We start from the raw sequence: 13641 nt of genomic DNA, 5'->3' as shown, positions 1-13641 counted from the left end.
AAGTGAGATAATATGAAATGGATAAAAAATAAATGGGTCATCACCTCCCTCCTTCTAATTTCTATTTTTTCTGCAATAATCATATACAACAATCTCACTGCAAAAAAGGATGAAGTGAAGTATGATGATTATTCAACCAAAGTGGATAAGATATTATTATTCGGTGATAAGCAACAGTATGTTGTTGGCCTGGACAAAGAAGGTCGCGAAACTGGCGCAAGGCCTACTCAAAACTATCTGGTATATCAGGAGCGTAGGATGCAGGAACGTCTTGGCAATAATAATCATCAGCTAGAGGGAGATTATTGGTATCTGATTCTACATGACCTGCGTACGAAGGATTTTAAGAAACGTAAGATTGATCTTTATAAGGAGCTATATAGATATGATCATAAGCTTCAACCTTGGGGCTATGATCCTGTATACTATAATGGGAAAGATTATGTCGCTGTGTTGGTTTCTCTTAAAGAAGAACCTGATAGTCGCAATGGCCGTTATCTCTTTTGGGATATAGAGGCAGAGAAGTTCCAAGAAGCTCCTCGCGATTTTGACGCCAAGACTTATAGTGAGGAGCTAGGAATGAGATTTATGTATACTAATTTGAGTGATGCTATGACGCCCTACCATTCAGGTATAATATCTTGGACTCTCTCATTTTCTAAGCTTGATAGTGAAGAGAAATTGCCTAAGACAGCTAATATCAATTTGTATCAGGAATGTCCAGAGATGGTGAAACTAGTGCAGGAAGAAAAAATATTTGAAGTATATTTGCGAAAGGGGCAAAACACAAAAGAGTCTGTCTTTGAGGATATGCGTCATTGGTTTGCGCCGATCGGTCAAGATAAGATAGATGTGATAGCAACCGATCCTAAAACGGGAGAACAAACCCCCATCAACTCTTATCAAGAGATGGAAGCTTGGTGGGATCAGCATTAAGCCATAGGTAAAAAATAGGTTGATATGAAATGGATCAAAAATAAATGGGTCATTAGCTCCCTCCTTCTACTTGCTATTTTTTCTGCAGTACTCATACACCACCATCTTACTGCTAAGAAGGATGACGTTAAGTATAATGATTATTCAATAAAAGTGGATAAGATATTATTATTCGGTGATAAGCAACAGTATGTGGTTGGCTTGGATAAAAAAGGTCGCGATACTGGAGCAGAGCCAACTCAAAACTATCTGGTATCTCAGGAGCGTAGGATGCAGGAACGTCTTGCCAATAATAATCATCAGCTAGAGGGAGATTATTGGTATCTGATTCTACATGACTTGCGTACGAAGGATTTTAAGAAACGTAAGATTGATCTCTATAAGCAGCTATACAGATATGATTATCGGCTTCAACCATGGGGTTGGGATGCTGTTTACTACAATGGGAAAGATTATGTGGCTGTGCAAGTCACCCTGAAAGAAGATCCGGATACCCAAAATGGTCGTAGTCGCTATCTCTTTTTGGATTTAGAGACAGAGCGCTTTCAGGAAGCTCCACAAGGTTTTGACACGAAGACTTATAGGGAGGAGATGGATATGGGGTTTGGTCCGACAAACCTTCAAGAAGCAATGGATCCTTACCATGCAGGTATAATATTTTGGCATCTCTCATTTTCTGGGTTTAATGATAAGGAGAAATTTCCGAAGACAGCTAATATCAATTTGTATCAGGAATGTCCAGAGATGGTAAAATTAGTACAGGAAGAAAAAATATTTGAAGTATATTTGCGAAAGGGACAAAACACAAAAGAGTCTGTCTTTGAGGATATGCGTCATTGGTTTGCGCCGATTGGTCAGGATAAAATAGATGTTGTAGCAACGAATCCTAAAACAGGAGAGCAAACCCCCATCAACTCATATCAAGAGATGGAAGATTGGTGGAGTCAAAATTGAACAATAGACTTAGAAATGAAAGGAGTTTTACATGTCGGAACGTAATATAGATGGAAATGCAATATGGAATGCCCATGTTCAGTTTGTACAAGTACCTGGAACAGAGGGAGAAGAGTTTTCGTGGATTGAAGATGATTCAAAGGCTTCAATTCAAGCGGCAGATGCCCAGTTAGTGGCTGCTTCATCTAAGCTTAGTAATGTTGTCGAATCATTATCCGCGTACCTTGATGAAGTTGCTAGAAAATTTGTAGAGGCTGATGATGCTCTTGCGCAGTCTATTGGTACTTTGGAAGTCTTGTCATTGCAAGAGTATGACAAGCGACAAGCGGAAGAAAGAGTAAAGAAAGCAGACAAGTACATATCAGAGGCTAAAACGCCAGAAGAAAAATATAGACGTCAAAAGAATACTCAAATAGTACAACAACAATTGGAACAACTTCCGTAATTTCATTGACCACCTGAATCCTAATTCGGGTGGTTTTCTTTTTCACCTCATTCCTCTACCTAGCTATTTTCCAAAAGTTTCCGGTTTCTGTTCTAACCTTTCATTCTTATGCTATAATAGTCTATAGAAAGTCGAGGGAATGATGAAGAAAATATTATTGGTAGTTGTAGTGCAGAGCTTGGCTATCTTTGTGATTACTGGTCTGCTTTGTTTATTTATGCGAGGGGATTTTTTCTTCCGTGCTTTAGCGCCAATTTTTGGTCTAGCAGCGGGAGGGTTTCGCTTCTTGACAGCCATGGTGACAAAAGCATTTGCACCTAGTCTCTATGAGGATAGCAAGAAAAATGAATAATCTATAGAGCTGACAGTAGGTCTGGGGTCTTTGCCTCAGGCCTTTTGTCATAATTGTCAGCATTAGTCATGCGGAGTTTTAATATTTTTTAGAAAAAGAACGGACAGAAGGGCTTTCTTAGGCGCTTTGTGGTAAAATAGTAACAGAATTAAAAATTTGGAGAGTAAAGATGAAACGTTCTATGTATGCTGGGCGTGTTCGCAAGGAGCATGTTGGTCAGGAAGTCACTTTGAAGGGTTGGGTAGCCCGCCGTCGGGATTTGGGCGGTCTGATTTTCATTGATTTGCGCGACCGCGAAGGCATTATGCAGCTGGTCATCAATCCTGAGACTGTGGCTGCTGAAGTCATGGCGACAGCGGAAAGCCTGCGCAGTGAGTATGTGCTAGAGGTGACAGGTAAGGTGGCTGCGCGTGAGCAGGCCAATGACAAGCTGGCGACAGGAAGCGTGGAGCTGCATGTGGAAAGTCTGACTGTCTTAAATACAGCCAAGACGACGCCTTTTGAAATCAAAGACGGCATCGAGGTGAATGACGATACGCGCTTGCGCTACCGTTATCTGGACTTGCGCCGTCCAGAGATGCTGGAAAACTTTAAGCTCCGTGCCAAGGTGACCCACTCTATCCGCAACTATCTAGATGAGCTGGAGTTCCTTGATGTGGAAACGCCTTTCCTATCTAAGTCAACACCGGAAGGGGCGCGTGATTACTTGGTGCCTAGCCGGGTTCATCAGGGCCATTTTTACGCACTGCCACAGAGTCCGCAGATTACCAAGCAGCTCTTGATGAATGCTGGCTTCGACCGTTATTACCAGATTGTTAAATGCTTCCGTGACGAGGACTTGCGTGGTGACCGTCAGCCAGAGTTTACTCAGGTAGACTTGGAGACTTCTTTCTTGTCTGATCAGGAGATTCAGGACATTACGGAAGGCTTGATTGCTCGTGTTATGAAAGAAACCAAAGGTATTGATGTTTCTCTGCCTTTCCCGCGTATGAAGTATGATGATGCTATGGCTCTTTATGGTGTTGATAAGCCTGATACTCGTTTTGAGATGTTGTTGCAGGACTTGACAGATCTTGTCAAGGGAGTTGACTTCAAGGTCTTTTCAGAAGCTCCAGCTGTCAAGGCAATCGTGGTGAAAAATGCTGCAGACAAATACTCTCGCAAGGATATCGACAAGTTGACAGAGCAAGCAAAACAGCATGGTGCTAAAGGTCTTGCTTGGGTGAAGGTGACTGATGGTGAGCTGGCTGGTCCAGTTGCTAAGTTCTTGACAGAATTGACAAGTCAGTTGACAGAAGCTTTACAGCTTGAAAATAATGACCTAGTTCTCTTTGTAGCTGATACTTTGGAAGTGGCAAATGCTGCTTTGGGAGCTCTTCGTGTACGTTTGGCCAAAGAGTTGGACTTAATTGACCCTGATACATTTAACTACCTTTGGGTAGTAGATTGGCCTATGTTTGAATGGTCAGAAGAAGAGGGCCGCTATATGAGTGCCCACCATCCTTTCACCCTGCCTCAGAAAGATTCTGAGCAAGGGCTGGAAGGCGACCTGAGCAAGGTACGGGCTGTGGCTTATGATATCGTCCTCAATGGTTATGAGTTAGGCGGCGGCAGTCTTCGGATTAACCAGAAAGACTTGCAGGAGCGGATGTTCAAGGCGCTTGGTTTCTCAGCTCAAGAAGCTGCCGAGCAGTTTGGCTTCCTTCTGGAGGCTATGGACTATGGTTTTCCACCGCATGGCGGCTTGGCTCTAGGCTTGGACCGCTTCGTGATGCTCTTGGCTGGTGAAGAAAATATCCGCGAAGTCATTGCCTTTCCGAAAAACAACAAGGCTTCTGATCCAATGACACAGGCGCCTAGCCCAGTGCCGGTCGCTCAACTAGAGGAATTAAGTTTACAAGTGGAAGCACATGAAGAAGACTAATTTTTATAAACTCTTTCGCTATTATGTCCGCAGGTTTGCTTATAATTTTAAGATTTTGCGGTCTTTAAAGAGTATCTCGCGTGAGAAGTACGATGAGAAGATTTCTGCCTCGCTTGTCTATGGCTTTTTGTCGGCTGTCGCAGTCAATTTCTTCTTTCAGCCGGGGCATGTTTATTCCAGCGGGGCGACTGGTCTGGCGCAGGTCATTACTGCCCTCAGTACTCGCTTCTTTGGTTTTACCATTCCGGTTTCTGTGACCTTTTACGCTATTAATATTCCGCTGATGATTCTGGCCTGGTACCAGATTGGGCATAAGTTTACCATTTTCACCTTTATCACGGTTACCATGAGCTCGCTCTTTATCCAGTTTGTGCCAGAAGTAACCTTGACTGACAATCCTATTATCAACGCCCTTTTCGGCGGTGTGGTCATGGGGGCGGGGATTGGCTTTGCCCTTAAGTCCAGTATTTCCAGCGGTGGGACGGATATTGTCAGTCTGACTGTTCGCAAGAAAACAGGTCGGAATGTCGGCCATATTTCCTTTATTGTCAATGGGATTATTATGCTGATTGCGGGTCTGACCTTTGGATGGGAATATGCGCTGTACTCCATGATTACCATTTTTGTATCTAGCCGGGTGACGGATGCTGTCTTTACCAAGCAGAAGCGCATGCAGGCTATGATTATCACCAGCCATCCGGACAGGGTGATTGATAAGATTCACAACAAGCTGCATCGCGGGGCGACAGTGATCCATGGCGCCGAGGGAACTTACAATCATGAGCAAAAAGCCGTTCTGGTGACGGTTATTACCCGAGCTGAGTTTAATGAATTCAAGCAAATCATGAAAAATACGGATCCAACTGCCTTCGTCTCCGTCGCAGATAATGTCCATATCTTGGGACTCTTTGTTGAGGAGTGAAGAGATTCATTGGGTTTGGGAATGCGAAGCGGTATAGTTGGGAGTTTGTGCTTAAAATGAGCTTTTATGATAGGAGATTAATGTGCGGTAGGACAATAGTCCCACCGCTTTCTATTCTCTATTGTGGAGGGTGGAAATCTCAAGTAAGAAAGGATATATAAATGCAGGAGATTTTCAGACTATGACGACTTATAAAAAAATCATGAATATCGCCTTGCCGGCTATGGCGGAGAATTTTTTGCAGATGCTCATGGGAATGGTCGACAGCTATCTGGTGGCCAGTCTTGGGCTGATTGCGATTTCCGGTGTCTCAGTGGCTGGCAACATCATTACTATTTATCAGGCAATCTTTATCGCTCTAGGGGCTGCTATTTCCAGTCTCATCTCCAAGACTCTGGCTCAGGGAGACAAGGAGCGTCTGGCCTATCATACAGCCGAGGCTATCAAGCTGACTTTATTTCTGAGTCTTCTGCTAGGCTTCGTTTCCCTACTCTTTGGCAGGCAGATGCTGGATCTTCTGGGGACAGAAACGGCGGTTGCTGAAGCAGGCGGTCTTTATCTGGCTCTGGTTGGTGGGACTATTGTTCTGCTAGGCTTGATGACTTCTTTTGGAGCTTTAGTGCGGGTCACACGCAATCCTAGATTCCCCATGTATGTCAGTCTTCTGACCAATGTCCTCAATGCCCTCTTTTCCGGTCTGGGGATTTACGTCTTTGGGCTTGGTATTATCGGTGTAGCGCTGGGAACGGTGCTGGCTCGTCTAGTTGGTGTGCTGATTCTTTGGCGGGAGCTGGATTTGTCCACAATCCGCTGGAGCTGGGGCTTAGATGGAGAGCTCTTGCGCCTGACTCTGCCGGCTGCTGGAGAGCGGCTCATGATGCGGGCCGGTGATGTAGTGATTATCGCCATTGTGGTCGTCTTTGGAACGGACGCAGTAGCGGGGAATGCCATCGGTGAAGTACTGACACAGTTTAATTATATGCCAATCTTCGGGGTCGCGACAGCAACAGTCATGCTGGTAGGCCATGCGGTAGGTGAGGGAGATATGAAAGAAGTCGGTCTGATTCGTCAGCGGACCTTCTGGTTGTCTTTTGCTTGCATGCTGCCCGTGGCTCTAGGAATTTTTGCTTTTGGTCGGCCGCTGACCTTGCTCTATACGGACAATAGCGGAGCTATCACAGCCAGCCTTTCGGTCATGCTTTTCTCCCTGCTGGGAACTCCCATGGCAGTCGGAACCGTGATTTACACAGCTATCTGGCAGGGGCTGGGGAATGCCAGACTGCCCTTTTATGCCACGACTGTTGGCATGTGGCTGATTCGCATCGTTGCCGGTTACTTGCTGGGAGTGACCTTTGGCTTGGGTCTGCCGGGGGTTTGGACTGGGATGCTCTTGGACAATGGCTTCCGCTGGCTATTTTTAAAGGTTTTATTTGACAGAAAAATGAGGGAAATCACATGACAAAAGCGTTTATTTGGGATTTGGACGGCACCTTGCTGGATTCCTATGATGCTATTTTGGCGGGTATTGAGGAAACCTATGCTCACTATGGTCTGGACTTCGACAGGGCGAGTATTCACAGCTATATCCTAAAGCACTCTGTCCAGAAACTCTTGGAAAAAGTGGCATCTGAGAAAGGGCTGGACGCTGCTGAGATGAATGCCTTCCGTGGAGCAAGCCTAAAGGAGAAAAATGCTCAGGTCCATCTGATGGAAGGAGCTACGGAGATACTGGCCTGGGCTGAAGAGCAGGGCATTGCCCAGTTCGTCTATACCCACAAGGGACTCAATGCCCATCAAATCTTGCAAGGCTTGGGCATTCATGATTATTTTACAGAAATCATCACAACAGCCAATGGCTTTGAGCGCAAGCCTCATCCAGAAGGTGTCGACTATCTGCTCGCGAAATATGGCCTGGACAAGCAGGAGACCTACTATATCGGCGACCGGACGCTAGATGTGGATGTTGCCGTCAACAGTGGCATCCAGAGCATTAACTTCTGTGACTACCGACCAGAAATCAATCAGAAAATAGAGAAGTTGATGGATATCAAGCAATTATTTACAAGATAAAAAGCAGACCAGAACTGATCTACTGTCAGTCTAGCCTGCTTTTTCTTTTACATATGCTCAATGTGAAGTTCTAGCAAGAACTCAAGAGCCTCGGTAGAACAGTTTTCTTTTTCAATTGCGAAACCAGTGTTCTCTCCTATCAAGATATAAAAATCTTGCTTTGTCATAATAACTTTGACAATATCATCATAGGTATAGTGAAATTCACCACGTATGTTTCTTGCTATAAAAGCCTCTCTGTCAAATATCAGAGTGACTTCCATGTTCTGAAATAAAGGATTTTTTTGATAAGCCCTCTTTATCTTATAATTCATGCCAAAAAAGTACATAGAGGCGAAAATAGGGGGAAACAATATGATGGATATTATCTTTTCCTCTAATGGGCCGAGCATTACGTAGGTGAACAGCCCGATTATCAGTATGATTATGTATAATACAAATCCTTTTCGTCGCACGAGAATAGCCCATGAAAATCTTTTATAAACTTCTTCAGTCATAAGAGTTGTAATACGGATTGGAAACATCTTTTACCTCCAGTTTTTATTATTATACCATATATGAGCGATAAGATTTAGCCGAGCCTTGCTAGTCGATGCCATATTTTATAGGAGGTGAGTGATTCTTTCGTCTTTATCTAAAACTAGCACATCTGGCATGGAAAGATTATGCCAAAAGTTATAATCAATTCTGGAATCGAATGCGCTTAGTAAAATGCAGATAAGGTTACCGTGAGAGCTAATGATAATCTCTTCGTTTTGGTGTTTGCTTTCCAGTTCATGAAGAAAGGCTAAGGCTCGCTGTTGAGCTTGTTGATTAGACTCGCCACCAACAAATGAAAAAGTCGGCTGTGACCAAAGTTGCATGAGGGCTTCTTCAAAGTCTTGGTCGGCAATCGCTTGACTGCTTAGCTTTCGCTCTATTAGCCGTTTGTCGGTTTGAATAGCGAGTTTCAGACTCTGAGCTAAAGGCTCAACCGTTTGGATGGCTCTTCTGTAGGGGCTGGAATAAATGGCGGTAATGGATTTGTCTGCTAAAAATTCAAGCTGTGCCAAGGATTCTCGCCCTTTGTCTGATAATGGTCGGTTGATTTCATCAGGTGTATAGTTAGAATGCGCATGACGGATAAAATAGTAAGTGTTTTTCATAGGATGATTATAGCAAAATTTACATCTCCATTCATTTTCTACCTATTTTCCACGCCGCTGTTCCTGTCTTTGTCCGCCTTTCGTGTTATAATAAACCTATGGAAAATAAGAATAAGTTATTATTAATCGACGGTTCGTCCGTTGCTTTTCGCGCTTTTTTTGCGCTTTATAATCAAATTGACCGTTTCAAGAGTCCATCGGGCCTGCATACCAATGCCATTTATGGCTTCCACCTCATGCTCAATCATCTCTTGGAGCGCGTGCAGCCGACTCATGTCCTGGTAGCTTTTGATGCTGGTAAGACGACCTTCCGGACCGAGATGTATGCCGACTATAAGGCTGGTCGGGCCAAGACACCGGATGAATTTCGTGAGCAGCTGCCTTTTATCCGTGAAATGCTGAAACATCTAGGCATTCACTACTACGACTTAGCTCAGTACGAGGCGGATGACATCATCGGAACCTTGGACAAGATGGCTGAAAAAACAGCAGTGCCTTACGATGTGACCATTGTCAGCGGCGATAAAGATTTGATTCAGCTGACGGATGATAATACCGTAGTGGAGATTTCTAAGAAAGGCGTGGCCGAGTTCGAGGAATTTACCCCAGCCTACCTCATGGAAAAGATGGGCATCACACCAGAGCAGTTTATTGACCTCAAGGCGCTGATGGGCGATCAGTCGGACAATATCCCTGGAGTGACCAAGATTGGTGAGAAGACTGGTCTCAAGCTCCTCTTGGAGTATGGCTCTTTGGAAAATCTCTATGAAAATATTGACCAGCTCAAGGCTTCCAAGATGAAGGAAAATCTAATCAATGACAAGGACAAGGCTTTCTTATCAAAAACCCTAGCCACCATCTATACTCAGGCTCCGATTGAAATCGGGCTGGATGATTTGGTTTATAAGGGTCCTCAGATAGAGACCCTGAGCAAGTTCTATGACGAGATGGGCTTCAAGCAGCTCAAGGCTCAGCTAGGAACTGGTCAAGAGCCGGTAGAAGTCAAACCAATTGAATTTACCAAAGTGACTGAGGTGACAGCGGATATGCTGGCACCAGAGCAATTCTTCTATTTTGAAATCTTGGGTGACAACTACCACAAGGAAGAGATCGTTGGTCTTGTCTGGGGGGATAGCCGTCAGATTTATGTCGGCTCCAGTGATTTACTACACCAGCCTCTCTTTCAGGAGTTTTTGACAAAAACAGCTCTAAAAACCTACGACCTCAAGCGGACCAAGGTACTGCTCAGTCATTATGGCATTGAGCTACCAGCAGCATCCTTTGATGCGCGCCTAGCCAAGTATCTGCTTTCTACAGTTGAGGATAATGAGCTGGCGACTATTGCTCGGCTTTACGGCCAAACCATTCTGCCGACTGATGATGAGGTTTATGGCAAGGGGGCCAAGCGCGCTCTGCCGGAGCAAGAGCAGCTCTTTGAGCATCTAGCTCGTAAGGTTCAAGTACTGCTGGAAACAGAAGAGCCGATGCAAGAACAGCTCCGCGCCCATGATCAGCTAGATTTGTTGCTTGAAATGGAGCAGCCGCTGGCCTTTGTCTTAGCCAAGATGGAGATTGCGGGGATCAAGGTTGAGCGGGAAACCCTGCAGGGTATGCAGGCGGAAAATGAAAAGACGCTGGAAAGTCTAACGCAGGAGATTTATAATCTGGCTGGTCAGGAGTTTAATATCAACTCGCCGAAACAGCTGGGAACCATTCTCTTTGAGGATATGGGGCTGCCGCTGGAGTACACTAAAAAGACCAAGACGGGCTACTCGACAGCAGTCGATGTGCTGGAGCGTTTAGCGCCGATTGCACCGATTGTGTCTAAGATTCTGGAATACCGTCAAATCAGCAAGCTTCAGTCCACTTATATCATCGGACTGCAGGAGGCGATTGCGGCTGACGGCAAGATTCACACTCGCTATGTTCAGGATTTGACCCAGACGGGCCGTCTGTCCTCGGTTGACCCGAACTTGCAGAATATCCCTGTTCGTTTGGAGCAGGGGCGCCTCATTCGCAAGGCTTTTGTGCCGGAATGGGCAGACAGCGTACTACTCAGCTCGGATTATTCCCAGATTGAGCTGCGGGTGCTGGCTCACATTTCGCAGGACGAGCATCTGATTGCTGCCTTTCAGCATGGAGAAGATATTCACACGGCTACCGCCATGCGGGTCTTTGGTATTGAAAAGGCAGAGGATGTGACACCTAATGACCGTCGTAATGCTAAGGCTGTCAACTTCGGAGTAGTTTATGGAATTTCCGACTTCGGACTGGCCAATAATTTGGGAATTTCCCGCAAGGCTGCCAAGGACTACATTGAGACCTATTTTGAGCGTTTCCCTGGTATCAAGAATTATATGGAAACCATCGTTCGCGAAGCGCGTGATAAAGGCTATGTAGAGACCATTTATCATCGCCGCCGCTCCTTGCCGGACATCAATTCCCGCAACTTTAACATCCGAAATTTTGCGGAGCGCACAGCTATTAACAGCCCAATCCAAGGCTCCGCCGCAGACATTCTCAAAGTTGCTATGATTAATCTGGATCGAGCTCTGACAGAGAAAAATTTCAAGTCTCGCATGCTCTTGCAGGTGCACGATGAAATCGTGTTAGAAGTGCCAAATGACGAACTAACAGCCGTCCGCCAACTAGTCAAAGAAACCATGGAAGCTGCGATTGAGCTGGCCGTTCCACTAGTAGCTGATGAAAATGCCGGCCAAACTTGGTACGAGGCGAAGTAAAACAAGATACAAAGAGCGTCAAAACCGACTGAAAATTAGCAATTCGGACGAAGGAGCGATGCTCCTAGAATGGATTATCTATTTTCCAAGGTTTTAGCTCATGTTCAGTTTAAGATATCAAGGGCGTGAAATACAAAGTGAAAATAGAAAGCTGACACAGTATTCGATGAATGCAAGGAAGCTTGTCTTTTTCACACGGTGTTTAGCCCGGATTCAGCTAAGACGCAAATACTACAAAACTATCCAGCTTTATTATGAATGAGGAGGAAGCCTATGACTTATCATTTTCAAAATCCCAGCGACGCAATCGTCAAGCATTATTTGAACAACAGCAAAGTAATTGCTGTTGTTGGACTGTCTGACCGCGAAGAAACGACCAGCAACCGCGTGTCCAAGGAGATGCAGGAGCGAGGTTATCGCATTATCCCTGTCAATCCGCGGGCAGCGAGCAGTCAGATTCTTGGTGAGACTGTTTATGCAAGTCTCAAAGATATTCCTTTTCCGGTGGATATTGTCGATGTATACCGTCGCAGTGAGTTTTTGCCGGATGTGGCACTTGATTTTCTGCAGTCGGATGCCAAGATTTTCTGGGCTCAGTTGGGCTTGGAGAGCGAGGAGGCTGAGCAGATTTTGCGGACAGCCGGTCGGGATGATATTGTCATGGATCGCTGTATTAAACGCGAGCATACACGCTTGATTCTGGGCGAATAAGATGGCCGAGTTAGTTATCATTCGTGGAAATTCCGGCTCTGGTAAGTCTAGTCTCGCTGGGAAACTGCAGACTCACTACGGCCGAGGAACTCTCCTGATATCGCAGGATACGGTTAGACGGGATATGCTCAAGGAAAAGGTTGAGCCAGGGAATTTGTCTATTGACCTGACAGAGACATTGGCACGCTTCGGCTACGAACATGAGTTACTGGTTCTGGTAGAAGGATTTTATGAGACAGACATTTATGGACAAATGCTAGAACGGTTGAAAAAAATCTTCGCTCCGCAGGTCTTTGCTTACTACTATGACCTATCCTTTGAAGAAACAGTCCGTCGCCATCAGACCAGAGCTAAACAAGAAGAATTTACCCCAGCAGACATGAAGCGCTGGTGGAAAGACAGAGACTTCTTAGGATGGGAAGAGGAAGCCTTTTTCACAGATGAGGATTCACTAGAGGCAGCCTTTGACAAAATCTGCGCCACCCTTGACAAGACAGCCTATAATAGCAAATAAAAAAACAACTCACAAGCTTAGGACAAGGAGTCCTGTGCCTGTGGGTTGTTTTTATGTGAGATTGCGTTTTATCTTTTCAATTCCTCATAAAAGAGAATGTGAGCAGTCGCTGTATAAGGGAGAACTATAAAATTCAGCAAGCCGTAAGTTAATCTGGCCAATAAATTCCAGCCGATGAAGCTCAGATCTAGCACAAATAGCTTTCCTTTATAGCCTTTCATTAGCTTCCGGCTTTGACGGATAGCATAGAAAGCTCCCTGGTAACTCCCAGCCTCAAGCTGGTCATAGAGGATAAACTCTGCTTGAGCATAGGCATAGTACTGAGGGATGGCAATACCTAAGCCAGTGAATATCAAGAGGGTTCCCAGTAACATACCAGGGGTGTATTGAAGAATCTGCTGGCCTGCAGCACTTTGAGCCGTCACTACTGTATGGGCTGGGATTTTTTCCGAAATAGAGAGGATTTTATAAGCATTAAAGATTGCTAGAAGACTCCCGTAGAACATAGGAATATTCCAAAGAAAAATCAGTAGTTGCTTGAGCAAAACCGTCTTGAAGACAGGTGTGAAAGTCTTGCTCGTAAAAAGCCGGCCAATATCTGAAAAGCCAACGTCATCCTTTGTCTTACGAAGGACCTTCATCATGGTATAGCTAGCAGAAAGCAGTAGCAAGGTCAAGATAAACTGGATGGTTGTTGGGAAAAGATTTTTGCTAATGAGAAGATAGATGGACTGGCTAAAAGTTAGGCTGGGAATGGAATCTCTTAGATTGTCATTAAGGGAAAGTAAGATGCTGAGGATGCTGACAAGGGTTGGGGCCGCAAACAAAAGAAAAATCCCTCTCGTTTGATTTCGGACGGTACGAGCCTGAGCTCTGATGTGACTTAGATTCATAATTCCTCCATTTGGATTTGTCTGTTACATTATA

General features: G+C 45.0%; 14 protein-coding genes. 11 read left to right on the top strand and 3 right to left on the bottom strand.

Going from position 1 to position 13641, the window contains the following annotated elements; all coding sequences use genetic code 11:
- Positions 1-12 precede the first annotated feature (12 nt).
- From RSK81_RS11995 to RSK81_RS11960, 8 genes are all read left to right on the top strand, one after another.
- Entirely contained in the window at positions 13-936 is a 924-nt protein-coding gene (locus RSK81_RS11995) for a hypothetical protein (protein ID WP_315686942.1), read from the top strand.
- 24 nt (positions 937-960) lie between these two features.
- Complete coding sequence (locus RSK81_RS11990) at positions 961-1890, top strand: hypothetical protein (RefSeq protein WP_268697851.1); 930 nt, start codon at positions 961-963, stop codon at positions 1888-1890.
- 31 nt (positions 1891-1921) lie between these two features.
- On the top strand, positions 1922-2335 hold the full coding sequence (locus RSK81_RS11985; protein WP_002927300.1) for a hypothetical protein: 414 nt from the start codon (positions 1922-1924) through the stop codon (positions 2333-2335).
- Positions 2336-2474: 139 nt separating this feature from the next.
- Positions 2475-2687, top strand: a complete 213-nt coding sequence (locus tag RSK81_RS11980; RefSeq protein WP_002927299.1) for a hypothetical protein — start codon at positions 2475-2477, stop codon at positions 2685-2687.
- 169 nt (positions 2688-2856) lie between these two features.
- Positions 2857-4611 (top strand): aspartate--tRNA ligase, encoded by a 1755-nt coding sequence (gene aspS, locus RSK81_RS11975; RefSeq protein ID WP_002927298.1) that lies wholly within the window; start codon positions 2857-2859, stop codon positions 4609-4611.
- Positions 4598-5533: a YitT family protein gene (locus RSK81_RS11970; RefSeq protein WP_315686941.1), complete on the top strand. Its 936-nt coding sequence runs from the start codon at positions 4598-4600 to the stop codon at positions 5531-5533. The genes aspS and RSK81_RS11970 overlap by 14 nt, the downstream gene beginning before the upstream one ends.
- A gap of 181 nt (positions 5534-5714) precedes the next feature.
- Positions 5715-6992, top strand: coding sequence for an MATE family efflux transporter (locus RSK81_RS11965; protein WP_315686939.1), 1278 nt, complete (start codon positions 5715-5717; stop codon positions 6990-6992).
- Complete coding sequence (locus RSK81_RS11960) at positions 6989-7603, top strand: HAD-IA family hydrolase (RefSeq protein ID WP_002927296.1); 615 nt, start codon at positions 6989-6991, stop codon at positions 7601-7603. Before RSK81_RS11965 ends, RSK81_RS11960 begins: the two co-directional genes overlap by 4 nt.
- 47 nt (positions 7604-7650) lie before the next feature.
- On the opposite strand, the gene RSK81_RS11955 is transcribed toward RSK81_RS11960, so the two are convergent.
- Entirely contained in the window at positions 7651-8127 is a 477-nt protein-coding gene (locus tag RSK81_RS11955) for a YcxB family protein (protein WP_301412808.1), read from the bottom strand.
- Positions 8128-8205: 78 nt separating this feature from the next.
- A complete protein-coding gene (locus tag RSK81_RS11950) occupies positions 8206-8748 on the bottom strand; it encodes a histidine phosphatase family protein (protein WP_315686936.1) in 543 nt (180 codons plus the stop codon).
- A 98-nt stretch (positions 8749-8846) separates the two neighbouring features.
- On the opposite strand from RSK81_RS11950, the gene polA reads away from it, so the two are divergent.
- The 3 genes from polA (at position 8847) to RSK81_RS11935 (ending at position 12714) form a co-directional block, all read left to right on the top strand.
- The gene (gene polA / locus RSK81_RS11945) at positions 8847-11489 is read left to right on the top strand and encodes a DNA polymerase I (RefSeq protein WP_315686935.1); all 2643 of its coding nucleotides are present in this window, start codon (positions 8847-8849) and stop codon (positions 11487-11489) included.
- A 273-nt stretch (positions 11490-11762) separates the two neighbouring features.
- A complete protein-coding gene (locus tag RSK81_RS11940; protein ID WP_061595399.1) occupies positions 11763-12200 on the top strand; it encodes a CoA-binding protein in 438 nt (145 codons plus the stop codon).
- Position 12201: 1 nt separating this feature from the next.
- Positions 12202-12714, top strand: coding sequence for a kinase (locus RSK81_RS11935; protein ID WP_315686934.1), 513 nt, complete (start codon positions 12202-12204; stop codon positions 12712-12714).
- A 68-nt stretch (positions 12715-12782) separates the two neighbouring features.
- Here RSK81_RS11935 and RSK81_RS11930 read toward each other — a convergent pair whose 3' ends face one another.
- Positions 12783-13607, bottom strand: a complete 825-nt coding sequence (locus RSK81_RS11930) for a DUF975 family protein (RefSeq protein WP_315686933.1) — start codon at positions 13605-13607, stop codon at positions 12783-12785.
- Positions 13608-13641: the final 34 nt, after the last annotated feature.

Source organism: Streptococcus sp. DTU_2020_1000888_1_SI_GRL_NUU_041A (genome assembly GCF_032387735.1).
In the GTDB taxonomy this organism is placed as follows: domain Bacteria; phylum Bacillota; class Bacilli; order Lactobacillales; family Streptococcaceae; genus Streptococcus; species Streptococcus sanguinis.
The sequence above is the reverse complement of the archived record's forward strand: the minus strand, read 5'-3'. Positions and strand labels throughout refer to the sequence as shown.

Bases quoted from the DNA above. Each gene is read 5' to 3' on its own strand.
- RSK81_RS11995 (WP_315686942.1), top strand. From the start codon at position 13: ATGAAATGGATAAAAAATAAATGGGTCATCACCTCCCTCCTTCTAATT.
- RSK81_RS11990 (WP_268697851.1), top strand. From the start codon at position 961: ATGAAATGGATCAAAAATAAATGGGTCATTAGCTCCCTCCTTCTACTT.
- RSK81_RS11985 (WP_002927300.1), top strand. From the start codon at position 1,922: ATGTCGGAACGTAATATAGATGGAAATGCAATATGGAATGCCCATGTT.
- RSK81_RS11980 (WP_002927299.1), top strand. From the start codon at position 2,475: ATGATGAAGAAAATATTATTGGTAGTTGTAGTGCAGAGCTTGGCTATC.
- aspS (WP_002927298.1), top strand. From the start codon at position 2,857: ATGAAACGTTCTATGTATGCTGGGCGTGTTCGCAAGGAGCATGTTGGT.
- RSK81_RS11970 (WP_315686941.1), top strand. From the start codon at position 4,598: ATGAAGAAGACTAATTTTTATAAACTCTTTCGCTATTATGTCCGCAGG.
- RSK81_RS11965 (WP_315686939.1), top strand. From the start codon at position 5,715: ATGACGACTTATAAAAAAATCATGAATATCGCCTTGCCGGCTATGGCG.
- RSK81_RS11960 (WP_002927296.1), top strand. From the start codon at position 6,989: ATGACAAAAGCGTTTATTTGGGATTTGGACGGCACCTTGCTGGATTCC.
- RSK81_RS11955 (WP_301412808.1), bottom strand. From the start codon at position 8,127: ATGTTTCCAATCCGTATTACAACTCTTATGACTGAAGAAGTTTATAAA.
- RSK81_RS11950 (WP_315686936.1), bottom strand. From the start codon at position 8,748: ATGAAAAACACTTACTATTTTATCCGTCATGCGCATTCTAACTATACA.
- polA (WP_315686935.1), top strand. From the start codon at position 8,847: ATGGAAAATAAGAATAAGTTATTATTAATCGACGGTTCGTCCGTTGCT.
- RSK81_RS11940 (WP_061595399.1), top strand. From the start codon at position 11,763: ATGACTTATCATTTTCAAAATCCCAGCGACGCAATCGTCAAGCATTAT.
- RSK81_RS11935 (WP_315686934.1), top strand. From the start codon at position 12,202: ATGGCCGAGTTAGTTATCATTCGTGGAAATTCCGGCTCTGGTAAGTCT.
- RSK81_RS11930 (WP_315686933.1), bottom strand. From the start codon at position 13,607: ATGAATCTAAGTCACATCAGAGCTCAGGCTCGTACCGTCCGAAATCAA.